The sequence below is a fragment of the Algoriphagus machipongonensis genome (genome assembly GCF_000166275.1).
In the GTDB taxonomy this organism is placed as follows: Bacteria; Bacteroidota; Bacteroidia; order Cytophagales; family Cyclobacteriaceae; genus Algoriphagus; species Algoriphagus machipongonensis.
In genome coordinates this window covers 826,523-851,731 of record NZ_CM001023.1, presented here as the reverse complement: position 1 = coordinate 851,731, position 25,209 = coordinate 826,523, and the positions used below count along the sequence as shown (strand labels likewise).

The 25,209-nt window shown below is 39.3% G+C and carries 22 protein-coding genes; 14 read left to right on the top strand and 8 right to left on the bottom strand.

Annotated elements, in window-relative coordinates:
- The first annotated feature begins 75 nt into the window (after positions 1–75).
- The 8 genes from gltX to ALPR1_RS03565 all read left to right on the top strand — a co-directional run bounded on the left by gltX (position 76) and on the right by ALPR1_RS03565 (position 7,021).
- Positions 76–1,614: a glutamate--tRNA ligase gene (gltX, locus tag ALPR1_RS03595; RefSeq protein WP_008198483.1), complete on the top strand. Its 1,539-nt coding sequence runs from the start codon at positions 76–78 to the stop codon at positions 1,612–1,614.
- An 11-nt stretch (positions 1,615–1,625) separates the two neighbouring features.
- Complete coding sequence (locus ALPR1_RS03590) at positions 1,626–1,829, top strand: hypothetical protein (protein ID WP_008198482.1); 204 nt, start codon at positions 1,626–1,628, stop codon at positions 1,827–1,829.
- Between the two features lie 66 nt (positions 1,830–1,895).
- On the top strand, positions 1,896–2,399 hold the full coding sequence (locus ALPR1_RS20205; RefSeq protein ID WP_008198480.1) for a carboxypeptidase-like regulatory domain-containing protein: 504 nt from the start codon (positions 1,896–1,898) through the stop codon (positions 2,397–2,399).
- A 41-nt stretch (positions 2,400–2,440) separates the two neighbouring features.
- Positions 2,441–4,660: a TonB-dependent receptor gene (locus ALPR1_RS03585; protein ID WP_008198478.1), complete on the top strand. Its 2,220-nt coding sequence runs from the start codon at positions 2,441–2,443 to the stop codon at positions 4,658–4,660.
- Between the two features lie 36 nt (positions 4,661–4,696).
- Positions 4,697–5,374, top strand: a complete 678-nt coding sequence (locus ALPR1_RS03580; RefSeq protein ID WP_008198477.1) for a porin family protein — start codon at positions 4,697–4,699, stop codon at positions 5,372–5,374.
- A 79-nt stretch (positions 5,375–5,453) separates the two neighbouring features.
- Positions 5,454–5,936 carry an RNA polymerase sigma factor gene (locus ALPR1_RS03575; protein WP_008198476.1) on the top strand — a complete coding sequence of 161 codons (483 nt, stop codon included), beginning with the start codon at positions 5,454–5,456 and terminating at the stop codon, positions 5,934–5,936.
- Between the two features lie 40 nt (positions 5,937–5,976).
- On the top strand, positions 5,977–6,249 hold the full coding sequence (locus ALPR1_RS03570; RefSeq protein WP_153231764.1) for a hypothetical protein: 273 nt from the start codon (positions 5,977–5,979) through the stop codon (positions 6,247–6,249).
- Between the two features lie 10 nt (positions 6,250–6,259).
- Entirely contained in the window at positions 6,260–7,021 is a 762-nt protein-coding gene (locus ALPR1_RS03565; protein ID WP_040302521.1) for a Spy/CpxP family protein refolding chaperone, read from the top strand.
- A 68-nt stretch (positions 7,022–7,089) separates the two neighbouring features.
- Here the strand turns inward: ALPR1_RS03565 and ALPR1_RS03560 are convergent, their stop codons facing one another.
- The 3 genes from ALPR1_RS03560 to ALPR1_RS03550 all read right to left on the bottom strand — a co-directional run bounded on the left by ALPR1_RS03560 (position 7,090) and on the right by ALPR1_RS03550 (position 11,215).
- Positions 7,090–8,772 carry a DUF885 family protein gene (locus ALPR1_RS03560; protein WP_008198473.1) on the bottom strand — a complete coding sequence of 561 codons (1,683 nt, stop codon included), beginning with the start codon at positions 8,770–8,772 and terminating at the stop codon, positions 7,090–7,092.
- A 452-nt stretch (positions 8,773–9,224) separates the two neighbouring features.
- Positions 9,225–9,638: a GxxExxY protein gene (locus tag ALPR1_RS03555; protein ID WP_008198472.1), complete on the bottom strand. Its 414-nt coding sequence runs from the start codon at positions 9,636–9,638 to the stop codon at positions 9,225–9,227.
- A 323-nt stretch (positions 9,639–9,961) separates the two neighbouring features.
- Positions 9,962–11,215: a VOC family protein gene (locus tag ALPR1_RS03550; protein WP_050776362.1), complete on the bottom strand. Its 1,254-nt coding sequence runs from the start codon at positions 11,213–11,215 to the stop codon at positions 9,962–9,964.
- 217 nt (positions 11,216–11,432) lie between these two features.
- On the opposite strand from ALPR1_RS03550, the gene ALPR1_RS03545 reads away from it, so the two are divergent.
- A complete protein-coding gene (locus tag ALPR1_RS03545; RefSeq protein ID WP_008198470.1) occupies positions 11,433–12,320 on the top strand; it encodes an ABC transporter ATP-binding protein in 888 nt (295 codons plus the stop codon).
- 10 nt (positions 12,321–12,330) lie between these two features.
- Positions 12,331–15,975 carry a M1 family aminopeptidase gene (locus ALPR1_RS03540; protein ID WP_008198469.1) on the top strand — a complete coding sequence of 1,215 codons (3,645 nt, stop codon included), beginning with the start codon at positions 12,331–12,333 and terminating at the stop codon, positions 15,973–15,975.
- Positions 15,976–16,011: 36 nt separating this feature from the next.
- Here ALPR1_RS03540 and ALPR1_RS03535 read toward each other — a convergent pair whose 3' ends face one another.
- From ALPR1_RS03535 to ALPR1_RS03525, 3 genes are all read right to left on the bottom strand, one after another.
- Entirely contained in the window at positions 16,012–16,221 is a 210-nt protein-coding gene (locus tag ALPR1_RS03535; protein WP_008198468.1) for a hypothetical protein, read from the bottom strand.
- A 23-nt stretch (positions 16,222–16,244) separates the two neighbouring features.
- Entirely contained in the window at positions 16,245–16,790 is a 546-nt protein-coding gene (locus ALPR1_RS03530; RefSeq protein ID WP_040302519.1) for a hypothetical protein, read from the bottom strand.
- Positions 16,791–16,999: 209 nt separating this feature from the next.
- Positions 17,000–17,866: an AraC family transcriptional regulator gene (locus ALPR1_RS03525; RefSeq protein ID WP_008198465.1), complete on the bottom strand. Its 867-nt coding sequence runs from the start codon at positions 17,864–17,866 to the stop codon at positions 17,000–17,002.
- Between the two features lie 134 nt (positions 17,867–18,000).
- On the opposite strand from ALPR1_RS03525, the gene ALPR1_RS03520 reads away from it, so the two are divergent.
- The 4 genes from ALPR1_RS03520 to ALPR1_RS03505 all read left to right on the top strand — a co-directional run bounded on the left by ALPR1_RS03520 (position 18,001) and on the right by ALPR1_RS03505 (position 22,864).
- Entirely contained in the window at positions 18,001–18,891 is an 891-nt protein-coding gene (locus tag ALPR1_RS03520; RefSeq protein WP_008198464.1) for a dihydrodipicolinate synthase family protein, read from the top strand.
- Between the two features lie 120 nt (positions 18,892–19,011).
- Complete coding sequence (locus ALPR1_RS03515) at positions 19,012–20,466, top strand: aldehyde dehydrogenase (NADP(+)) (protein WP_008198462.1); 1,455 nt, start codon at positions 19,012–19,014, stop codon at positions 20,464–20,466.
- A gap of 64 nt (positions 20,467–20,530) precedes the next feature.
- Positions 20,531–21,535, top strand: coding sequence for a 4-hydroxyproline epimerase (locus ALPR1_RS03510; RefSeq protein ID WP_008198461.1), 1,005 nt, complete (start codon positions 20,531–20,533; stop codon positions 21,533–21,535).
- 81 nt (positions 21,536–21,616) lie between these two features.
- Positions 21,617–22,864, top strand: a complete 1,248-nt coding sequence (locus tag ALPR1_RS03505) for an NAD(P)/FAD-dependent oxidoreductase (RefSeq protein ID WP_008198459.1) — start codon at positions 21,617–21,619, stop codon at positions 22,862–22,864.
- Between the two features lie 77 nt (positions 22,865–22,941).
- Here ALPR1_RS03505 and argJ read toward each other — a convergent pair whose 3' ends face one another.
- Both argJ and argC read right to left on the bottom strand, forming a co-directional pair.
- Positions 22,942–24,153 (bottom strand): bifunctional glutamate N-acetyltransferase/amino-acid acetyltransferase ArgJ, encoded by a 1,212-nt coding sequence (gene argJ / locus ALPR1_RS03500; protein ID WP_008198458.1) that lies wholly within the window; start codon positions 24,151–24,153, stop codon positions 22,942–22,944.
- Between the two features lie 12 nt (positions 24,154–24,165).
- Positions 24,166–25,209, bottom strand: a complete 1,044-nt coding sequence (gene argC, locus ALPR1_RS03495; protein WP_008198457.1) for an N-acetyl-gamma-glutamyl-phosphate reductase — start codon at positions 25,207–25,209, stop codon at positions 24,166–24,168.

Sequence of the window (25,209 nt, the reverse complement as noted above, 5' to 3'; positions counted from 1 at the left end):
ACATTTCCCTATCTTTGCAGCTGATTTAATTGAATCCTTGAGGTCATGTACCTCGATAAGAAATAACAGCCAAGCATGAGTAAAGAAGTTAGAGTAAGGTTTGCCCCTTCACCCACAGGGCCATTGCATATCGGAGGTGTTCGTACAGCACTTTACAATTACCTTTTTGCAAAAAAAATGGGAGGTAAATTCCTGTTGAGAATTGAAGATACTGATCAAACCCGATTTGTGCCCGGTGCCGAGGAGTACATCAAAGAATCCTTAGATTGGTTAGGTATCACTCCTGATGAAAGTCCATGGAACCCTGGTTCCGTGGGTCCTTACCGCCAATCTGAACGTAAACCAGATTACATGCAATATGCCTTGGATTTAATAGAAGCAGGGCATGCTTACTATGCTTTTGACACCTCAGCAGAACTGGAAGCCATGCGTGAGCGACTGACCGCTGCTCGTGTAGTTCAGCCGCAATACAATAGCATCACTAGAATGCAGATGAAGAATTCATTGACACTTTCTGAGGATGAAGTCAAAGAACGCTTGGCATCTGGAGACCCTTATGTAATCCGAGTAAAAATCCCGCGAAAGGAAGAAGTTAGATTAAATGATATGATCCGAGGTTGGGTGATGGTACACACCTCCACTTTAGATGATAAAGTTTTGATGAAATCAGATGGAATGCCTACCTATCATTTGGCAAATATTGTCGATGATCATTTGATGGGAATCACACATGTGATTAGAGGTGAGGAATGGTTGCCTTCAGCTCCACTCCACGTTCTTTTGTATAAGTTTTTTGGCTGGGAAGATACCATGCCACAGTTTGCGCACCTACCTCTTTTACTGAAGCCTGATGGCAATGGAAAACTTTCTAAGCGTGACGGAGATAAGCTAGGCTTTCCGGTATTCCCTTTAAACTGGGAAAACAAAGCCACTGGCGAAACTGCTGCTGGCTTCAGAGAGCAAGAATACCTTGCTGATGCATTCTTAAACTTCTTGGCATTCTTAGGATGGAACCCAGGTGACGACCGAGAAATATTTAGCTTGGAAGAATTAGTAGAAGCCTTCTCCGTAGAGAGAATCGGAAAGTCAGGGACAAAATTTGACATCGCTAAAGCCAAGTGGTTTAACGAACAATACCTGAGAGCAAAGTCCAACTCGGAGTTAGCAGAATACATAATGAAGGATGCGCTCGCTGAAGGATCAGAAATCTCCAAAGAGCTAGCAGAGTCCATTGCCAATTTGACAAAAGACCGAGCAACCTTCCCTGCCGATCTTTGGAATGGCAGCAAATTTATTGTCATTGCTCCTAAAACCTTTGACATGAACGTTGCCGATAAGAAATGGAATGGAGATGCGGTCAAAGTTTTAAGTAATTACGCCAAATCTATTGACCAATATGAAGGAACCTATGACGCAGAAAACGCCAAATCCTTATTAGCAGCTTCAGCAGAAAGTGAAGGAGTAAAGCTTGGAAAAGTCATGCAAGCCGTACGCCTAGCCGTAACTGGATCAGGTGCAGGCCCGGATTTGATGGAAGTTTTTGCTATTTTAGGTGCTGAAGAAGTATCCAAGCGTATCCAATATGCGTTAGATACACTTCCAGTAGTTGCCTAAAACCTATAATTATGGCTAAGAAGAAAAAAAAGAAAGCGATAGATCCTAAAGTTCACGATGACTTGAAAGGCTTCAAAATGGATATTAATTCTTTTGGAGAGATTTCAAGCAGCTTCCCTATTGATAAGATCAATGAGTTTCTCAACAAGAATGTAGAAGATAAGAAGCTGAAAGACAGAGATGACTTGGATTTGGACGATAATGAGGAAAAGTAATCCCCTCAAAGAAAATTTAACAAACTAAAAGCCTCATGATGAGGCTTTTTTTTATTTATTTATAAGATGAAGCAAATTTTTACAACTCTCTATTTATTCCTTGGGCTACTATTTACAGTATTTGCTCAATCTGGCAACATCACAGGTACAGTTAAAGATGCAGAGACAGGAGAAACTCTTCCCTATTGTAATGTATTTGTGAATAACACCACCATTTCCACGGTTACAGATATGGAGGGAGGCTATACATTGGAAGGTTTAGAACCTGGGGCCTATGAAATTGGGTTTTCATTTATGGGTTATATCGCGGACACGAAAAAAATAACTGTCAACCCTGGTGGCACAGCTACCCTAAACCTTAATATGAAGCCTTTTGCTCAGGAATTGAATGATGTGGAAATCAAAGCATCCCGAGATAAAAGCTGGGAGCGTGACTTAAGGAAATTTGAAAATCTATTCTTGGGAAACGATGAAATAGCCAGTAAATCTACCATTGAGAACCCATGGGTTATTGACTTCCCTGAGAGTGAAGAAAAAACAATTTCATTGCATCTGCAGACATTCCAATAGAGATCATAAATAATTACCTGGGCTATCAGATCACCTTTAACTTGAAAGAGTTTTTTGACTCCCCGACCAATTACCGAATAGTTGGCGCAGCAAGATTTGAGGAAATGAAACCTGAATCAGAAGAACAACGCACTACTTGGGAAAACAATCGGGCCGAAATCTACAGGAAATCACCTATGAATATGTTCCGGGCTATGATTACTGGCACCCAAGAGCAAGAAGGGTTTTATCTCTACGGGGACAAGGCCGGAGGATCAGCCTCCAGAAACATGAGGTCTGATATTTTTGCCAATGAGCTAGGAAACTCTGTGGTCCCTTACAAGCCTGATCAATTGGTTAGACCTGCTGATCAAGCGGGTGAATATCTGATCAACATGAAAGGAAGAATTGAGATCCATTATCAAAAAGGTTATTCTCAAGTGAATACTTACAGAGATGCTCCTTATCCTGTTTCATGGCTTGAAGTAACTAATAATACGGTAAGAGTGGACGAAAATGGAATGATTCTCAATCCACAGGATTTGGTCTTTTCAGGAGATATGGACACCAAGCGTATTTCCACTCTCTTACCCTTAGATTATGACGCTGAGAAAGCAATTCAATTACAGAACCTTGATAAAACTGCGGCAAATTACCAAGAGAAGGTTTATGTGCATACTGACAAGCCTTACTATTATGCAGGGGATGAAATCTTCTTCAAAGCCTATTTCAATTATGGAAATAAATACCTGAGAGAAGAACTGAGCTCAGTACTTCACCTTGAGCTTATCAATAGCAATAGAGATTATATTCTGGAGAAAAAACTTCAAATCCGAGATGGCGTGGCGGTAGGAAACTTTGTTTTACCTGACAGCTTATCTCAGGAAAACTACTATTTGAGAGCTTATACCAACTGGCAAAAAAATTATGGTCCAGACCACTATTACATGCAGCCATTAAGCATTCTATCTCCCTACCAGCGGGTTGTGGAGTTTGAGGAGGAAGAAATGGGCGAGCCTAAAGGAATCTCATTAAAAAGCGACAAGGAAACTTATGGGAAAAGAGAAAAGGTAACCTTGACAATCAAGGCTTCTTCGGAAAGTCAAAAAGCCTTGGCAGCAAGCTTATCTGTAGCAGTACTTGACCAAGAACAGATCGTCCCAATCTCCACTCAACCTGATATTTTCACTTCATTGAAATTAGAAGATATTTCTTCCAGCATAGGCTTGGACAGATTTTCTTATCCAGTTGAAAAGGCAATTTCACTCAGGGGCTTTGTGACAGATGATAAAGGAAAACCTACGGCTACGGATGTAACAGCTTTCGTCAATAATTTTGAGGGGCTTATCAACTTAGAATCCGACCGAAAAGGAGAGTTTCTTATGGAGGACATGGAGTTTTATGGTCCATTGAATATTACTTTTCAGGCAACTGATAAAAAAGGAAAGCCTGCTGGAAAAGTGCAGATTATCGATGATCTAAAAGCACCGATCGCTCTTCCTGCAAACCCGTATTTCCCCAAAAAGGAAACAGTTCAAACGCCTATTAGACCTGTGATAGAGGAAGAAATAACCGAAGCTGAAGATGATGAGGAAGAGGATAAAGAAAGTACCAAGGAAGAGGCAATTTATGGCAAACCAGATTATGTAGTGGAAGGAGATAAATTGATGGCTACGGGAAACACTGTGGATTTAGTCAACAGCCTCGCTGGAAATGTACCGGGAATGCGCGTCACTGTGGCTGGTGTCAGCGGAAAACAGCAAATCCGATTAAGAGGTGGAGCCATGACATTATCAGGTTCCATGGAGCCCATTGTAATGGTTAATAACACGATCATGGTTCAAACAGGAGGAACTACTGCTGCTGATAACTTACGAAACATCAATGTAGATAATATCGATCGGGTAGAAATCGTTAACAAAACAGTTTCTATGTTAGGTGATCAAGGTAGAAATGGTGTTATCTCTGTTTATCTAAAAGAATACAAAGAAGGCGGGGAGAATCTTTTTGAATCAGGAAAAGGCATGAATAATTATACCATTGAGGGGTATACTTCTGCCAGCTCTTTTTATCAAGTAGACTATGAACAAGAAAATGACCCAAATTTGATAGACCAAAGGCAAACTTTGTATTGGAATCCATATTTAGTGACTGATGAAAACGGCACTTTAACTTTTTCATTTTATACAAATGATAATGGAGGGCCTATGACAGTTTACGTAAGAGGACTTGGTGTAAATGGAGAGCCACTTTCGGGTACTTTCACAATCAATCCCAAATAATTCACCAAGGCTCTCAGGATTTCATTAATTTTGAACATGTATCGATTCATTCTGCTATTGCTAATCGGAATCAGTTCCTTTAGTGTCAAAGCCCAAACTAGCATTGGTATCAAAGGAGGATACACCACTTCTTCTTTTAACTATATTCCTGCTTTGAACATCAGGAGCATTTCGGTAGATGGATTAGCCTCTCCTACTTTTGCCTTGGTAGTAGAGCATTTTAGTGCAAAAAATGCCGGAGTAGAAGTAAACTTCCAATATTTATCTACGGGGTTCAGACAGTCTTTTACAGATTCAGAAGACGCTATTTCATACAATGAGACCGAACTGAATTACTTGAAAATTCCAATTATGGCGAGTTTTTATGCGGGGAGATCTGGAAGATTTCAGATCAAATTTGGTCCACATCTTGGCTATTTATTAAGTGCCAATGATGTAACCAGAGAAACCTCAGGCTTTAACCCTCCAGAAATCCCTACCTATGGAGGATCTGATGATAAGCCAAAGAAACTAATGTATGGATTGACTGCTGGAGCTGGAATCTCCAAACTTTTTGGCAAAAGTACCCTCGCAGGTGAAGTTCGATTTGGTTATGATTTTACAAACCCAGAATCCCAAGAACGGATTTTTGATATGAATTTCACGACCTTAGAATTTACTCTTGCGTACTTATTTAGAATAAGAGAGTTAAAAAGCTCCAATACGGAAGATTGATTTCTTCGCCGAAAATAAATTTTCATTTTTTTTAGGGCTTTGTCATATATAAGATGCTTTCTTCGACTAACCTATGTAAATGAATCGGAAGCAGCTAGATCATATTATCCATTCCTATCACAGAGAAGCATATATCTGGGCAAGGCAATGCGCTATGTTTGACGACGAGCTGGCCAAAGATGTTTTACAACAAGTTTACCTCAAGATACTAGAAGGCCGGGCTAAGTTAAAAGATCCCAGCAAGGCCAAAACCTGGTTATTCTCGATAATCAGATATACAGCCATTGATGCACTTCGAGTCTCAGGAAAGTTACTCTCACTGGAAGATTCATATGATTTTGAAGATGTCCAGGAGGAAATAGATCATACCGATTATCAAGCGATGATCAAGCAATTGCCTAAAATGCAGCAAGAGGTTTTATTGATGGTTTTCTACCATCAAATGACCATAGAGCAAAGTGCCGAAGTATTGCAAATTGGCCTAGGAACCGCCAGAACACATTACAGTCGCGGTAAAATGAAACTAAAAGATTTAATCACAAAAACCCAAATGCAGGAATAAGATGGAAAATGATGCAGAATTAAAACGGTTTTTTGAAAATATGAAAAAGGAGGATCAACAATTGGAGATCCCACCTGTACCAAGTTATAAATCAAAAAAAATCAACTTTTGGATACCCGCAGGAATTGCAGCAACCTTGGTGCTATTTGGCTGGGTAATGCAAGAGCCTAGAGCGATATCAGAAGCGCCCTCAGAAGTCATCGTTATCACCCTACAAGATGGACCAAATGAGGAGCAGGAATTTATTATTGAGGAGAAGGCATACCTTGATGTATGGGAATCTCCTACAGCATCATTACTTACTGAATACTAAACCAACTATTATGAAAAATTTATTGCTTTTATTCTTTTTCCTGAGTGCAGGAATAGTGAAAGGCCAAGACCTCTTTCAAAAAAACCTATACTCCGCTGACAAAGTAATGAAGATGCGAGAGGAACTAGACCTGACAGATTCTCAAGTTGCCAACATCAAAAAAGCTTACAGTAAAAATGCGGGGGAATTTAGCACCCTCAAATGGGATTTGGATGAGGAAACTGAGAAATTAAAAAGCCTTATAGACCAATCCAAAATAGATCAGACAGCGGTTCAAAAGCAAATGGATGTGGTTCTGAAACTGGAAAACCAATTGAAGAAAATGCAATTGGACAACCTTGTTGCCATTAAGAATGAGCTAAGCTCAGAACAACAGGAACTTCTGCAAAAAAACAATATCTATATCATTCGTGGAGTAGGCCAAGTAAATGGTGTTAGAGGCGCATCCAGTATTAAAGGTTCTAATGTGGTAACTGGATATACAGCTTCTCCTGGATCCGTCATCACGTGGAATGATGACAAAATAGTTTCTGGAACTAAGGCCTATAGCCCAAAAGTATCTGTAATGGTGGCTGGTGCCGATGAAAACAAAAAACCAGTATTCTATATTGACACCAAAGACGGTTTGAAAGAGGTTAAGAATTTAGATAATATTGATCCTTCAGACATCCAAAGTATGGAAGTTTTTAAAGGCGAAAAAGCGATAGAGAAATTCGGAAAAAAGGCTGAAAACGGAGCAATTTTAATTAAGCTGAGAAACGAACCTAAGTAAATTATTTGGTTGATAGGAATTAAAAAAGGAACCCAAAATTGGGTTCCTTTTTTTGTTTAGGGTCTCTTTCAATCCAAAAACTTCCAGCTGGCTTTATGGTCTCTTTTGAGGGAGTTGCCAGTGACTTTCGCTCTCAGAATTTCAATCGGCATAGCATTCTGGCTCATGATCAAATCATGAAATTCTTTCTCTCCCATTTCACCAGAATTCACCACTTCATCTCTTAGAGAGTATATCTCTAAAGCTCCGATCATATAAGCGATTTGATAAAGCGGTCCATATCTACCTTCAAAGGATCTCCTTACCTCTGCTTCAGCATTTGCAGGCTCATGTCCTACTTTATTTACCAATAAATCAATGCACTCCTGAGGGGTCATTTCTTCTAAGTGATAGCTCAATGAGAAGATGATCCTTGCACATCTGTGCATTCTCCAGAAAAGCATCCCTATTTTATCTTTGGCATCTCTTGGGAAACCTTTATCCCATAAAATAAACTCCCAGTACAATGCCCAACCTTCAGTCCAGAATGGAGTTCTGAACATGCGGCGGTGAGTCATATTCCGCTGGTTCATAAACTGCTGTAAATGGTGCCCAGGGATTAACTCATGCTGTACGGTAGCTCTTGAGAAATGCGGATTATTTCCACGCATACTCATCATTTTATCCTCATGGCTCATTTCAGAGGTAGGGTAAGAAATCTGGATGGTTTCTCCACCCAAGAAAAATGGACTTACTCTTTGGCGCTCAGCGGAGATCATGGTCGTTCTCCAAGTCTCTTTTGCCAAAGGTGGCACTGTAATCAAATCCCTGCTCTCAACATATTCCGTAGCCTCCTCTGCCAGTCTGATCACTTCAGCAGGCCATTCACCTGCAGGAAGGTAAGTCTCTTTCACCATCTCCAAAGCAGCTTTCCAATCATCTCCAAATCCCAATTCATTAGAAGCTTTCAGCATTTCTTCTTCACACCAAGCGAACTGCTTTTCAGCTTCTGCGATTAATTCCTCTGGGCTGTAGGCAATCATTTCAAATGCCAGTTGATTTAGTAAAGCTTCTCTTCCAATCGGCTTTCCGATGATTCCGCTTCCATCATCCTTGACAGAATTGGTATAATGCTCACGCAAAGCTTTTGCATAAGCTTTCATGCTTTCATCCAATCTTTTCCATGGCTCGGGCATCCACCAGGTAAACATAGGATCATAGTCATAATAGTAGTTATAAGCTTCCTCTACTACTCTATCCAGTCGTTCCACAGCTGAAGCAGCAAGATCCGCTTTTTGCCAACTTGTATATTTTGGACTGCTTGACAGGTTTTCACGTTGTGCATCTACCTTATCTGCCACCTCATTCCATGTGGCTGCCAATTCCTGGGATTCAGGGATTTTTGCTCTTCTTCTTCCTATAACAAATTCCTCCAGAGGAACTCCAAAAGCAACAACAGATGAAATCTCCTCGAATGCTCTTCGCTCTAGGTCTAGCTCGGCAACTTCCTTCTCCAAAAAGTTTCTAAATAACACATAATCGATCTTCCCATCTTCAGAAAGGCCATTATAATTCATCTTTTGAAGGTCTTCCAAATATTGTTTATTGAATTCCTCCATCCGATCAAAATATTCCAAAGACATATTATTGGTATAAAGTCTTCGAAGAGCTCCCCAATCTGCCTGGTAGGTCTCAATGATTTTTACCAGCTCTGTGGCCGAGGCTAAGCTCACCGTCAAGCTTAATAAAATTAGTAGTAATGTTTTTCTCATAATTGTTGGTGGTGTAGTGAATCCATTAAATTACTCTTTTTAAGCCTATTCCATTTGGTTTTTTGATAAGCGATCGAATTCCTGTTTTTAAAAGAGGGTATACTTTTTAGTTAAAAAAGTGAAAGCATTTAGAAAATACCAATTGTGCTTTAAAAAAGGTAAAACCACATAGACACATAGTGAACAGAGAAGGTAGTCTAATGTATAGCCTTCAGTTTTATGAAATAGATAATTTATTAGGCTTAATTAGTCCATAACGTTTCAATCAATACGAATTAACTATTCGGGCCAGATCAATGTCTATGTGATCTATGAAACTATGCGGTCAAAAAAATAAAGTAACCTTATAGTAACAGAGAGAAAAGAATTAATAAAAAATCGTAAACCTAACTTCAAGCAATTCTATGCATTAGGGTATTTGGCATCTAGTATCTTACTTCCTTGAAAATTTACTAACAATCCAAAAGATCAAAGTATTTATTGACAAAAGTCTTTTGCCCCTGATGAAATAAATTTACAACATTAAAATTGATAAGGATACCTTTGGGGACTTTTAGAAGATTCATATAGTTGATGACTTGAGCCTGATGAATTGGCATAATTTCAAAAACCGATTTCAACTCTAAAACAATTATATCTTCAATCAAAAAATCACACCTAAAAAGTGTTTCTATCATATTCCCTTTATAATTTAAGGGGATTTGAAATTCTTCAATAAAGATAATATCACGATTTTTGAGCTCAATTGAAAGGCATTTCTGGTAAGCACTTTCAAGCAATCCTGGCCCAATATGTTTATGCACTTCTATTGCTGCTCCTACAACACGATAAGTCAAATCATCGAGTTCTTTTCTAGTAATTCCCATTAGGCTTAAAAAGTGGTTTAAATACAACTGAAATTAACACTTCTTAGGTTAATTTATAAATTAGTTAAAACATATGTGTCAGAGATAGTTAAAAAACTTTTAGAACTACGACACTTTGCTGTAAAAAAAACAAAACCACATAGACACATAGTGAACAGAGCAATGGGATTTAACAATGATAAACTGATCTAACTGGTAAAAGATTTTTTCAGATTTTTATAACCCAAACATCGATTTGAATCCCAAAACACCTCTTTTCACTCCATCAAAAAACTATGTGACCTATGCAACTATGCGGTAAAAAAAAAGAGGGGATTTTACCCTCAAAAGCGAAACAAATATCTTCCAGGATCTTCAAAAGTACCAGCATCCCTTTCCATGCCAGCATCTTGATTTTTGAGATACTCTTCCCATGAGTCTGGATCCGATAAATTAATTTTCACCTCCACCAACTTTTCCTCAGAAAAAGAATTCATCCCCCGTTTTTCGTCCACCAATCCGATATAACTATTTCCCGTAAGCCGATAGATTTTTGCCCAGCCTTGGTCCGCAGACATTTCTAGACCGAGATTTTGATTCATGAAATTTTCCATTGGAAGCATGTCCTGATAATAAAGCCAAGTGATACTTGCGTAAAAATCAAATCCTTGTCCCAAAGTGGTCACCATGGGTTGCATACTTTTTAATTCAGGAATAAACTTTTCATTTTCAGGATGCATTCGAAACATCTCGAATTCTAATAAATATCCTTCAGGATCCACCGCCACAAACCCATCATGAGCTCCTTCTGGGTTTACTTTCAAAGTATATTTTATTTTTACACCTGATGCTTGAAGATGATCATACCATATTTCCAAATGGTCTGTCAGGAGTGCAAGGGCAACAGACTTCGGTTCACCTCCAGAATATTCTGTACCAGTCAAGCTTTTGAGTACTAATCTAGAATCACCAGCGATCTGAAAGGTAACAGCTCCCTCTCCTTCTTCAAGCAATTTCAACCCCAAGGTTTCTCTGTAAAACGTCTTTGCTGCGGGAAGATCCTTGTAAAACCAAATTAACTCCTGCCCTTGTATCCCAAAATCCTCCAGATCTTTAAATGTTGAATTTTGCGAAAGTAAGTCATTGATAGTTGATTCAGGGTATCCTAGCAATCTTCCAAAAGATCTGGAAACCTCCTCTTTTTTCTTTCCAGAATATTCATTGGAATTCACCAGTTCACTCGCTTTGGTTTTAAGCATTTGATAGGCTTCTAGATGATTTCCTGTATAAAGGATCAAGACCTCTTTATCTTGCACTACCGAGGAATCAAATAAACTTGTACCTATCAAATCAGACTCTCTATAAACTGATATATCATATTTTTCAGAAAGCTTCTCCGCTAATGGCATAAACAAGTCCAGCTCGGCAGGTTCCATAGGCTCGCTCAAAGCGATAGGTTTCACCCCCGCATGAACCATTTCTGCAAAAGACTCAAAAGCACCCGCCTCTTTTTGGAAGTCTACTTTTTGACAAGAAAAAAAGACGGCCATAATCAAGATTGGGATCAACAACCTTCCTATGCTTTTCAAAGAATCCATTTTCAATTTTTCATTTGTTTAAAGATTGAGTTTAGGAATAAGTTTTCACTTGTGAGCAACCTTTTTGGTAAATCCAGCATCTATTATGACAAAACAGGACATGTAATTCTTTTCTAAACCTTTTAAAAACAATTCCTTATATTCCAAAAGCAAAGAATTTTAAGGATAGTAAAAACATTTTTTTAACTACTCACTAAAAACCACAACTAATAAAAAAATGGAACTTATTATTAAAAACCTCTCAAAGACCTACCCCAATGGAGTTCAGGCTTTGAATGACATTTCTTTAGAAATCCCCCAAGGGATGTTTGGTTTACTCGGCCCCAATGGTGCTGGCAAATCCACATTGATGCGAACAATCTCCACTCTTCAAGATGCAGATCAGGGAAGCATCATGCTAGATGATATCAATGTTTTAGAGGATAAACAAGCAGTAAGAGAAAAGTTAGGTTACCTACCACAGGATTTTGGGCTCTACCCAAGAATTAGTGCAGAGGTCATGCTTGATCATATTGCACAAATGAAAGGTATCGGGAATAAATCTGACCGAAAGATTTTGGTAGAAAGTTTACTTCAAAAAGTCAATTTATATAAAGACCGAAAAAAGGGCTTAGGGACTTATTCTGGCGGAATGAGACAACGATTTGGAATCGCTCAGGCACTGGTAGGAAATCCATCCTTGATTATTGTAGATGAACCTACCGCTGGTTTGGATCCATCAGAAAGAAATCGGTTCTATAATTTACTCTCTGAAATAGGCGAAAACACCATTGTCATTCTATCTACTCATATTGTAGAGGACGTTAATACGCTGTGCTCTAATATGGCGATCATTTGCAAAGGAGAAGTACTGATGCAAGGAAAGCCAAAAGAAGGAATAGCCACTGTTCAAGGAAGAATTTATCAGAAGTCAATTGACAAAGGAGACCTTGAATCCTATAGAAATGATTACAACTTAATCTCAACAAAACTGATCGAAGGAAGACTCAGTCTGAGAGTGGAAAGTGAAACAGATCCAGGAAATGGATTTGCATCTGTTCCAGCTGACCTGGAAGATGTCTACTTCAGCTATATTTCTAAAAAAGTAGATCCTATTACTATCTAAGCTATCAGATATGTTTTTTGATATTTTCATTTTTGAATTGAGATACCGGTTTAGTCGACCGGCCACCTATATCTACTTCGGACTATTGCTTGTAGTAGCAATGCTTTTGATTGGCTTCGGAAACACTCCTGCTTCCGAAAAAGTATTTCACAATGCTCCTATAGTGATTGCTAACCTTCAGCTTATAATTTCTTTGTTTGGGATTCTTCTTGCCTCGGCAGTAATGGGTGTCCCACTCTACAGAGATTTGGAACATAAAACTGGAACCTTCCTTTTCAGCTACCCAATCTCCAAATTCGCCTACTTTATGGGGAGATTTTGGGGTTCTTTCGTGACTTTACTTTTCATCTCCTTCGGAAGTATCGTGGGGATCTATCTGGGTAGTATTTTGGGACCGTCCTTTGGAACTGATGCACTGAGATATGGGCCAAACCCACTGATGAATTATTTACATCCTTGGCTGACGCTCACGATACCGAATTTATGGTTTGCATCAACATTATTCTTTGCGCTGATTGTTTTCACCAGAAATATTAAATCCATTTATTCCGGAGGAATTGTCGTTTTCATCGCCTATCTACTGGCAAACTTCCTTGCCAGTGACATTGAAAATAAAGATCTGGTTCAGCTTTTAGACCCATTTGGACTAAATACATTTGATTACCAGACTCGGTATTTGACTCCTTTTGAGCAGAATAATTTTATTCTTCCACTAGCGGGAAACCTACTTTGGAATCGCTTATTGTGGTCAGGGATTGGATTGGCATTTTTCATCGCTGCCTATTTCCGATTTAGTTTTGCTTATTTCTTTAGAACAGACCAGAAAAAAAGTAAGAAAGAGGAGGAAGCTACCTTTGTCCCTAACCTGTCAAAAGTCTTTGCAAAGGCAAGTTTTGCTGGAAATTATCAGTGGAACAGCTTTAAAACTTTGACCAAAATCGAAGTACAAAATATTTTGAAGGACGTTTATTTTCGATCCATTTTATTGGGCGGAATGGTCTTTTTAATATTGGATTTTTGGATTGGAAACACGCTTTATTCTGTCCCAAATTTCCCCTCCACATCTTTCTTGATGGAGTATAAGACTTTTGATTACAACATCTTCGTTTTCATCATTATCGTGTTTTTTACCGGTGAAACTTTGCATCGGGATAAGGCTTCTGGATATTCTGTCATCAACGACACCTTTCCAGTAAAAGACGGGGCGGTAATCGCTTCCAAATTCTCAGGAATGGCATTTATCTGTTTGATTTTGACTACCCTTCCTATTATCGTAGGCATCATTATCCAGACTTTGAAGGGATATTTCAATTATGATCTAGGAGTATATCTAATAGACAGTTATCTGATTTCACTTCCAGATTACTTACAAATGGTCATGTTGGTCTTTGCTGTCCATTTATTTGTAAACAACAAGTTTGCGGGTCACGCCGCTGCTATAGGAATCTGGGTTTTGATAATAGTTTTAAGGGATTTTGCAGGATATAATTTCAACCTGTTTTTCTTTTCCTATAAACCTGGATATCGATGGAGTGACATGAATGGCATAGGGCATTTTGCAGAACCATTATTCTGGTTTAATCTCTATTGGACTGCCATTGGATTATTCCTCATTCTATTCTTTAGCATTTTCTATAGTAGGGGCACCGATAATTCCATAAAAAGCCGATTTAGAACCGCAAAGGAAAAGCTAGGCAAAAAGACTGCATTGGCCTCTTATGTCTGTTTAGTTATAGGTCTTGCGAGCGCAGGATACATCTATCATACGGTGGTGTATGAAAACAATTACAGAACAACAGAGGAATTTGAATTGAGGCAGGTGACATATGAAAAGAGCTTGAAGCAATATGAATTTATGCCCCAGCCAAAAATCACGAAGGTAAATCTTAAAGCAGATCTTTATCCTATGGAGCGTGACGCTTATTTCGAAGCTGAAATTCAAATGGTTAACAAAACCAATGAGCCTATTGATTCAGTTCACTTCAATAGTACTGACTTGACAGATTTTGAAGTGTTATTTCAAGGTGAGGAACTTAGCTATCGATATCCTTTAACAAATAAACCATACAAATTCCAGATTTTCGGCAAAAAGCCTGATACTGAATGGTATAAAATTACGGCCTTGCCAAATACAATGATGCCAGGTGATACGCTGGAAATCGTGATCAAGAGTAAAGTGATTAATGAAGGATTTCCAAATTCAGGATTTGGGAGAGAGTTGGTTTACAATGGAAGTTTTATTTCCGGGGGTATTCCTGATATAGGGTATTCTGCCAGTAGAGAAATAAGCAGTGATGAGAAACGTCGGGAACATGAACTTCCTGAGAAACCAGATGATCTTCCTCCGCATGATGATCCTTATGGAAGAAACACTCTTCTTTTCTCTGATGAAGCTGATTTAATCCAATTCGAAGCGACTGTCAGTACCATCCCAAGTCAAATCGCAATTGCGCCGGGATACCTGCAAAAAGAATGGACTGAAGGTGACAGAAGGTATTTTCATTACATCCAAGACACCCCAATTCAGTCATTTTTCTCAGTTCTTTCGGCAGATTATGAGGTATTAAGAGACAAAACTTCATTGCCCAGTGGTCAGGAGATTGACATTGAAATTTATTACCAAAAGGGTCATGAATATAATCTGGATCGGTTTGTCCAGTCTTACAAAGATGGCTTGACCTATTTCTCTGAAACTTATGGACCTTTCCAGTTTAGGCAAATGAGAATTTTGGAATTCCCTCGGTATGCCGGTTTTGCACAATCTTTTCCAAACACGGTGCCTTTTGCTGAAAGCTTTGGATGGGTCGCTGACTTCTCCGATCCTAATAGTTTTGACTATGTCTATTATGTCACAGCCCATGAACTCGCCCATCAATGGTGGGGGCACCAGATCACTCCGAATTATACCAGAGGAGCAAATTTGACTTCAGAAGCTTTGGCAGAATTTTCAGCCTTGATTCTTTCCGAAAGAAGATATGGAAAAGAAAATATGAAACGATTCTTAAAGGATGAGCTTGATGATTACCTCCGCGGAAGGTCCAATGAAAGCAAGAAAGAGAATGTTTTCATCAATTGTAACCGTGCATATCAGTGGTACAATAAAGGTAGTTTGATTCTTTACGGACTGCGGGATTTGATAGGTGAGGAAGCAATTGATAGTGCGCTGTACAACTTCAATGCAGAGTATGGATTGAGAACTGCACCACCATTCCCTGGAAGTTCTGATTTGTACAGACATTTGGAAGCTGTTACTCCTGACAGTCTAAAATATTACTTGGATGACACTTGGAACAAAATCACTTTGTATGATAATAAAGCAGAGGAAGTGACTGCCACTAAAGTTTCTGAAGGGGAATACGATGTCACTATAAAGTTGAGATCTCAAAAACTCTATGCAACTCCCTCAGGAGAAGAATCAAATGCTGAATACGAAGGCGACTATATAGATGTAGGCGTTTTTGCTGCAGATGATCAGGATGAAGCAGGCAAAGACCGGGTAAACCCACTATACGTTAAAAAATATAAGCTTAAGCCAGGGGAAACATCCATTACAATTCGGGTTAAAGGAGAACCAGCTAAGGCAGGGATTGATCCTTACAATAAATTGATCGACCGAATACCGGATGACAATACAATAAGTGTAGACATATTATAAAAAAAAGGTCGTTTCAAATATGAAACGACCTTTTTTCTATTTTTTCTTCCTGAGTAGCGCAACTAAAATTAATACGAAAATCGCTGCTCCGACGATCCATACCCAAGGTTGCTGATACCATTCAGGCTCTCCGATATTCACATCGATGTCAAGCCCTCCATCTTGTGCATAAGTTGCAATGCTTGCAGTCATGGCAAGAAAAAACAACAATAAATTTTGCGTGTACTTAATTACTTGATTTTTCATGGTTGATATGGTTTATGTAAAAATTATTTAAATCGAATATTATAGGTCACTGCGACCCCAACACTCTGAATGTCTATGCCTGGATCACCTCTAAACACCTGATTGTAATAACCGAAAATATTCCAGTCATAATTGTGATAACCTATTTGAGGTCTGATATAAGCTCCTCCATCTGCAGAATTAGCGCCTGTCAAGAAAGTATAACCCACATCTGTCCCTACGAAGAGGCCTGATGGTTGCGGATAATATCTAAACATTAGTCCAAGTGGAACAGCTCCAAAACCATCTGTTAAACCTGTACCTTCGCCGATATCTGATTTTTTGAAGTAGTTGGTATAACCAGTCGCTACACCCAATCCATAATTATCTGTTCGCATAAATTGTGCGGCAACATCTAATCCTAGGGCAAGGGATGAAATGTTACTAACATCACCCACTGGAACTCCCAAATTGACTCCCAATTTTAACCAAGAGTTATCTTCATTAATTTGGTCTAAATCTCTCATCTCTTGAGCTTGAACTGCTAAACCTCCTAGTAAGAAGGTGAAACATAAGAATAGCTTTTTCATAGTTGGTTTGTTTTTCCCCTGTAAATCCAAAGCCAATGCCCTATTAAAAAAAATATTGTCCCAAACTCAGACAATTATTATAACTATTTGAATTACTGATACTTATGACCACTAATAAAAAATCATACTTGAGATTATCCAATAAACATGAATAGATTTTTAGCTATTCGTAGCCCTATTTCGGGGAAGAAAATCCCCTAAATCAAGCTTTAATTCAGCTTTCTCCATGACTTTGGGGTCTGGTTGGTCATGGATTTAAAAGTCTTATTAAAATGGGATAAGGTTTGGAAACCCACTTGATAGGATATCTGAGAAATTCCTAGATCTGTTTCCAAAAGAAGCTTTTTAGCTTCTGTAATCCTAAGTTGCTGCAAATATTGAGTAAATGTCCTACGGGTTCTTAGCTTAAAAAAACGACAAAAGGCCTCTTTACTCATATAAGCCTGTTCTGCAATTTCATCCAGTGAAATAGGTTTAGCACTATTCTCTAAAATATATCGCATAACCTGATCCATTCTCTTCCCATCCCTTTCTGATAGTGACCTTGTCACAGGAATTAAATTTAAAGCGATTATTTCTTTCGAGCCAACCTTAATTAAGGAAAGCATGTGAATAGCCTTTTGGAGTTTCTCAAGTCCTGAGCAGCTTGAAAAATTTTGAAATAGTTCTAAAATGGATTTCTTGGCAGTTCCCTCAATTTTAAAACAGCCGTTGATTTGCTCATTTAAATGGATCAGTTCTCTAAACTCATCCACCTCGCCTAAGGATTTTTCAATTGCTTTAAAATCAAAGAATAGGGTATTTCCAGAAGAGGAAAGCTTATTTTCTTCGTCAAAATATTCAGCATCACTTCTAAATACATGAGGTATATTTTCTCCTAATAGAAATAAATCTCCAGGTTCAAACCTTCCTACATAATCTCCGACCAATAACTGTCCTCTCCCTTCTATGATGACTGTTAGCTGACATTGAGGATGCTGATGCAAGTTATTATAGAAGTGCATACCTCGATCCTCTTGATATTGGATAAATGTAGTTCCAGCTTTGGGGATTTGAAATGAAATAACCTTACTCATAAGTACCAATGATATTAAATTGTTACATTATTTTCCAATATGCCAAATTTTTGATCAATATAGTACCATTTTTTACTAAATGAGCCAACGCATCTCAAAATCATAGCTACTAATTTTGAAACAAAAAAAACGATATGAACTGGAAAGGCGTATTCCCCGCAGTAACAACAAAATTTCATGAGGACGGAAGTCTTGACATGGATTTGTTTTTCAAGAACATTGATTTTCAATTAGAATCAGGTGTGCATGGTATCATCTTGGGAGGAACATTAGGCGAAAGCTCTGTTTTAAGTCAGGAAGAAAAAATCACTCTTACTAAGGAGACTGTCGACTATGTAGCAGGAAAAGTACCTGTGATCTTGAATATTGCTGAAGGTGCAACGCAAGATGCCTTATTTTGGGCTGCTAAAGCAAAAGAACTTGGAGCATCAGGCTTGATGATTTTACCTCCAATGAGATATTCAGCAGATGCAAGAGAAGTAGTTGCCTATTTCAAGGCAGTAGCAAATAGCACTGATTTACCAATCATGATCTATAACAATCCAGTAGATTATAAAACTTTGGTAACAATTGACATGTTTGCAGAATTGGCTGATTGCACAAACATCCAGGCGATCAAAGAATCTACCAGAGATATCTCTAATGTAACTCGAATGATCAACCGTTTTGGAGATCGTTACCAAATGCTATGTGGAGTTGACACCTTGGCAATGGAAGAGTTATTGATGGGCGCTGTTGGTTGGGTAGCAGGATTAGTTTGTGCATTCCCAAAAGAGACAGTTACCATTTTCAATTTAGTAAATGAAGGTAAAATAGAAGAAGCTCGCGAAATCTACCGTTGGTTCCTTCCTTTGCTTGAATTGGATATTCACCCAAAATTGGTTCAGTACATCAAACTTGCCGAGTACCACTGTGGTATAGGCTCTGAATACGTTCGTGCCCCTCGATTAACTCTAGTAGGAGAAGAAAGAGAAAGAATAGAAAAGATTATCAAAGATGGAATCGCTAAAAGACCAAATCTTTAATCTTAACTGAATTTGACGGTATGATGTCAGGGCATAGGAGCAAAAAATTGTAACTTATGGCCTGGCGTCTTTGCCAATTTTGAATTCTTATCTTTTCAATTTACCAATTAACAAACCTATATGAATCTCGACACCATATTTTCAGCAGCACAAGAAGCATTTCTATCTTATAAAAACCTTTCTGGAAGCAAAAAGGCTGATTTCTTAGAGAAAATCGCCGAAACCCTCGAAGAAAATAGAAAGGCCATTGTCCTGATGGCCTGTAGAGAATCAAATCTTCCAGAAGGAAGAATCAATGGAGAGCTTGGTCGTACAACAGGCCAAATCAAGCTATTTGCCAATCAAGTCAGAGAAGGCAGTTGGCTTGAAGCCACGATCGATCCAGCCGACCCTCACAGATCTCCCCTCCCAAAGTCTGATATCCGAAGAATGCTGACTCCATTAGGCCCAGTGGTGGTTTTTGGTGCCAGTAATTTCCCTTTGGCATTTTCTACTGCAGGTGGAGACACCATATCTGCATTAGCGGCTGGCTGCCCAGTGGTTTATAAAGGGCACCCTGCACATCCTGATACTTCTAAATTCATTGGAGAGTGTATCTCCCAAGCGGTTGAAAAATCCGGCCTTCCCGCTGGAGTATTTACTCATGTTGTGGGCGGAGTAAAAATGGGACAGGATTTAGTGAAGCACCCTGCTGCCAAAGCAGTTGGATTTACGGGCTCTTATGGAGCAGGAAAATCCTTGTTTAACATCGCTAGCGATCGTGATGAGCCTATCCCTGTTTATGCAGAAATGGGTTCAGTTAACCCTATTTTCACCTTTCAGGAGCGAATGACCAATGAGTTGGTTCCTTTAGCAGAAAGCTTTGTAGGTTCTTTGACTTTGGGATCTGGACAGTTTTGTACCAACCCAGGTTTGATTTTCGTACCTAGAGCATTGGCTGAAAATTTTGAAAATGCAGTGTCAGAAGCCATCAAAAAAGCTCCTGATTCTCCCATGCTTCATGAAGGCATCGCTGAGTCTTATTATACCGCCTTGGACAATCTTAAAACTCGTTCTGAATTGAACTGGGTGAAAGTTCCAAACGCGAAGCACTTGATTAATGTGAGTCCTGCACTTGCCGAAATTAAAGCTTCAGACTGGATTGCTGACGACCTTTTCCAACAAGAGGTATTTGGCTCTTTCGCCTTGATGGTGGTTTATGAAAATGAAGCCGAACTTCTTGAAGTTGCCAAAAAGCTTCATGGTCAACTGACTATCACGCTTTGGGCTGATAAGTCTGAGTTAAAATCCAATGAAGAATTGATTAATATCCTTGAAGAGAAGTGCGGAAGATTATTGTTCTCCGGCGTTCCAACAGGTGTGGAAGTAGGATATGCCATGCAACATGGTGGACCATTCCCTTCTACTACAGATGTGAGAAGTACTTCTGTTGGTGCACATGCGATCAAGAGATTTGCGAGACCTATCGCTTTCCAGGATATGCCTGAAGAACTACTTCCTGAAGCATTGAAAAATGGAAATCCATTAGGTATCATGCGTCAAGTCAATGGAAAGTTCACCTCTGAAAAGATTTAAATTCCTAGCTAAAACAATTTAAAAAATTGGAGGGTCTTAAGACAATCCAATACTGATCAACTACATGTCAACAAGACACACTTTCTCTTGCATCGACGCCCATACTTGTGGCAACCCGGTGCGAGTAGTTTCAGGAGGAGTTCCTTTTTTGGATGGAAAAAACATGCTTGAGAAACGGCAATTCTTCCTTGAAAATTACGATTGGATTAGGACTGGACTCATGTTTGAACCCAGAGGTCATGATATGATGTCAGGGTCTATGCTATTCCCTCCACATAATCCTGAAAACGATGTAGCAGTTCTCTTTATAGAAACCAGTGGTTGCCTGGCCATGTGTGGTCATGGCACCATCGGTACTGTAACCATTGCTATTGAAGAGGGATTAATTTACCCGAAAACTCCCGGGCAGCTGAGGCTAGAAACTCCAGCAGGATTGGTTTTAGTAGAATATAAACAAGAAGGCAAAAAAGTCTCTTCAGTAAAACTTACCAACGTAAAGAGTTTTCTAGCAGCAGAAAATTTAGAGATAGAATCTGAGGAATTAGGAAAACTATCTGTTGACGTTTCTTATGGAGGCAACTTCTATTGCATTATTGATCCTCAGGAAAACTTCCCTGGACTGGAGCATTATAAGGCAGAACAACTGATTCGAATGGCTCGATCCATCCGCCAAAAAATGAATGAGAAATATGAGTTCGTTCACCCAGAGCATCCACAAATTAGCGGGGTTTCTCATATCCTTTGGACAGGTAAAACTCTGGACTCCAGCAGTACTGCAAGAAATGCTGTTTTCTATGGTGACAAAGCCATTGATCGCTCACCATGTGGTACTGGAACCTCTGCAAGACTTGCCCAATGGTATGCCAAAGGCTTGTTAAAGCCAGAAGAAGATTTCATTCATGAAAGCTTCATTGGATCAAAATTCATTGGTAGGATTGAACAAGAAACAGAAATAAACGGAAAACCAGCGATCATCCCTAGTATTGAAGGCTGGGCAAAAGTTTATGGTTACAATACCATCATCTTGGACGATGATGACCCTTACGTACACGGATTCCAAGTCATTTAAGAACCAAGAGAAAAGAGCCATGAACCAATGCGGGTTTAGCTCTAATTCTTGATTCTTGATTCTTACATCTTGATTCTAAAAATGAAACCAACCATCATCATCGGAGGAGGAATAGTCGGACTATTCTCAGCCTATTTCCTTCAAAAAGAAGGAATTGAAGTTCAGGTTATCGATAAAGGTGACATGAATGAAAATTGCTCGACGGGTAACGCAGGAATGATTGTACCAAGCCATATCATTCCCTTGGCAGCACCTGGAATGATCAGTAAGGGGATTTCCTGGATGTTTTCTTCCAAAAGCCCTTTTTACATACAGCCCAAACTCGATGCGAAGCTTCTAAAATGGTGTCTACTATTTTACAAAGCAGCAACCCCAGCTCATGTAGAACGAAGTATCCCATTTTTGAAAAATCTAAGTCTACTTAGCAAAGCACTCTATCAAGAATTTAGTGAAGAGCACCCGGAGTCATCCATTGCCTTGAAGAAAAAAGGCTTAATGATGGTTTATCAGAGCAAAGCCATGGAAACGGAAGAAGTGGAATTTGCTCATTTAGCTAGAAAAAATGGGTTGGAGGCAGATATTTTAAGCCCTGAGGATATTAAAACTTTTGAACCCAACCTAGAAGTGAAGGCCCGTGGCGCCGTTCGCTTCCCGGGAGATGCTCATTTAGATCCCGGCCAGCTTTACTCTTTCTTGAAAAGCTACCTTCAGGAAAAAGGAGTTAAATTCTTAGCAAATACTTCCGTACATGGGTTTGAAAAAACCAATGGTCAGGTGAAATCTGTTTTAACTGACCAAGGTAAAATTGAAGCAGAAAAAATCATCCTTTGCGGTGGATCCTGGTCAGGAGAACTTGCTAAAATGCTTGGCTTCAGCATGCCAATGATGGGTGGAAAAGGTTATTCCTTTCTTCAAGAAAACAAGCCTGAAATCAAGCAAGCTTCCATTTTGACAGAAATGAAAGTGGCTGTAAGCCCTTATGGAAACCATATTCGCTTTGGAGGAACGATGGAGATTGCCGGAACTAACGAGAAAATAAATATCAATCGGGTCAAAGGCATTTACGAATCCATTAATCGATATTACCCCTCTTTTGAAGCAAAATTCCCTGAAAAGGATCAAATATGGAAAGGCTTGAGACCCTGCTCTCCAGATGGGCTTCCTTATATCGGATATGCTCCGGGTCTAACCAATGTGCTGGTGAATTCAGGCCACTCCATGATGGGTGTTAGTTTGGCTCCAGCTTCTGGAAAAATCATTAGTGAGTTGCATCAAAAAAAGGACTCAAGCCTGGAAATAACAGGTTTTGAAGTTGGGAGATACCAATAGTAGCTATTTCCACTGCAAGCAAAAAAGGCTTCTCTAAAATTCAGAGAAGCCTTTTTTTGATTAGAAAAACATCTATATCAAGTAGTATAGACTGAGTTAAACATGACGTAATCAGTTGTCAAATCAGATCCCCACCCTATTCCTTCTTCTTCACCTGAGTTCACCTCAAGCAAAACTTGGATATGAGATTCACGAAGCAATTTCTTCATGTAAGCTTTATCAAATTCGACTGGATTTCCTTTTTCTAGTACTTGTACGAGATGGTTTTGATCTCCTATAAAGAGGTTTACTTTCCTATAGTTAAAAGGCACCCCAGCATTCCCGCAAGCTGCCACAATCCTACCCCAGTTTGGATCTCTCCCAAACATCGCTGTTTTGACCAAGGTAGAATCAGAAATAGCACGGATCAATGTTCGTGCAATTACCTCAGACTTTGCTTTGGTCACCTTATACTCAATAAACTTAGAAGCTCCTTCGCCGTCAGAAACGATCAATTTGGCAAGGTGAGTAAGAATTTCCAACAATTTGGATTGAAACAGCTCATAACCCGGATCATCCTTGCTTTCTACTTTTCTGTTACCAGCAAGACCATTGGCCATCACAGCTACCATATCATTCGTTGAGGTGTCTCCATCTACAGTAATCATATTGAAAGAACGATCTACACAATATGTCACTGCCTCCTGAAGAAGCTTTTCATCAATATTAAAGTCCGTCACAATAAATGCCAGCATCGTCGCCATATTCGGGTGTATCATCCCAGAACCTTTGGCAACACCACCAAGATTTATAGTCTCTCCTTCATGCTTAAACTCTACAAAACCTTCTTTGGCAAAGGTATCTGTAGTTAATATTGCATTCGCAACGAAAGAACCGGCCTTCAACTCATCACTTAGCTTCGGGATATTCACTTTCAGCCCTTCTACTACATCTTCGGTAGGAAATTCCACCCCAATAATTCCAGTAGAAGCAACGATTACATCTTCTTCAGGAATTTTTAGCATTTCCGCAGTGGTTTTCACCATAGCTTCCGCACCTTCTCGACCTTGATCACCCGTACAGGCATTAGCATTTCCTGCATTGCAAATGATCACCTGCGCCTTATTATTCTTGAGATTCTTTTCTGTGATTTTAATAGGTTCTGCTCTCACTTTATTTTGCGTAAGAGTCCCTGCAGCTGCAGCCGGAACCTCAGAGTAAATTATGGCCAAATCCCTCTTCATGGATTTTACACCAGTATGGGCACCCCAACATTTGATGCCTCTAACATTCGTAATATTTTGGATCATTTTATTCTACCATTAAGGTTTAAGTGGTATATGATTTAAGCCTGTGGCTTCAGGTAAATCAAACATCAAATTCATATTGTGAACTGCCTGACTTGCAGCTCCTTTTAACAAGTTATCTATTACTGAGATAGAAATCACTTTTTGCGTTCGCTCATCCCAAGTAGGGAACACATCACAAAAATGGCTTCCTCGGACATCTTTGATACCAGGTGCCTGATTTCTTAACCTTACAAAGGGCTTATCCTGATAATATTCCGCATAGATTTCTGTTAACTTCTCCTGATTCATTTCTGTTTTCAGTTTCGCATAAGAAGTTACCAAAATCCCTCGATCTACTGGCAAAAGGTGCGGAGTAAACTGAACAGTCGTATTGCTTCCTGCTATTCCTCCCAATTGCTCTTCTATCTCTATGGTATGACGGTGCCCAGCTATTCCATAAGCTTTAAAGTTCTCATTGACATTGGAGAAATGAGTGGTCGGATTGGCTTTCACACCTGCTCCTGTGAGACCAGATTTAGCATCAATGATCACAGAGCCTTCCTCCACCAACTGCTTGGCGTAAAGAGGCGCTAAACTCAAAATAGAGGCTGTTGGATAACAACCCGGGTTCGCCACTAACCTCGCATCAGCAATCTTTTTGGCAAACAATTCAGGTAAGCCATAAACTGCTTCAGAAAAACCAATCGGATAGCTGTGCTTCTTTTGATACCACTCTTCGTAAACATCTTTGGAAGATAGCCTAAAGTCACCTGAAAGGTCAATAATTTTTGCTCCTAAATCTTTCCATTTAGCCACAAAATCCATGGAAACTCCATGTGGTAAGGCCAAGAAAATAACATCCAAATCCATTTTGGAAACTTGATCAGCACTTTCTAAAGGAATATCTAATCTATTGAAAAACTGAGGATGTAAATCTGAAAAAGGCTTTCCGACGTGTGACTCGGATGTAATTATAGAGATAGATACATCTGGATGATTTAATAAAAGGCGCGCCAATTCCGAACCTGTAAATCCTGATGCTCCTACAATCGCAACTTTTAATTTTTGATGACTCAT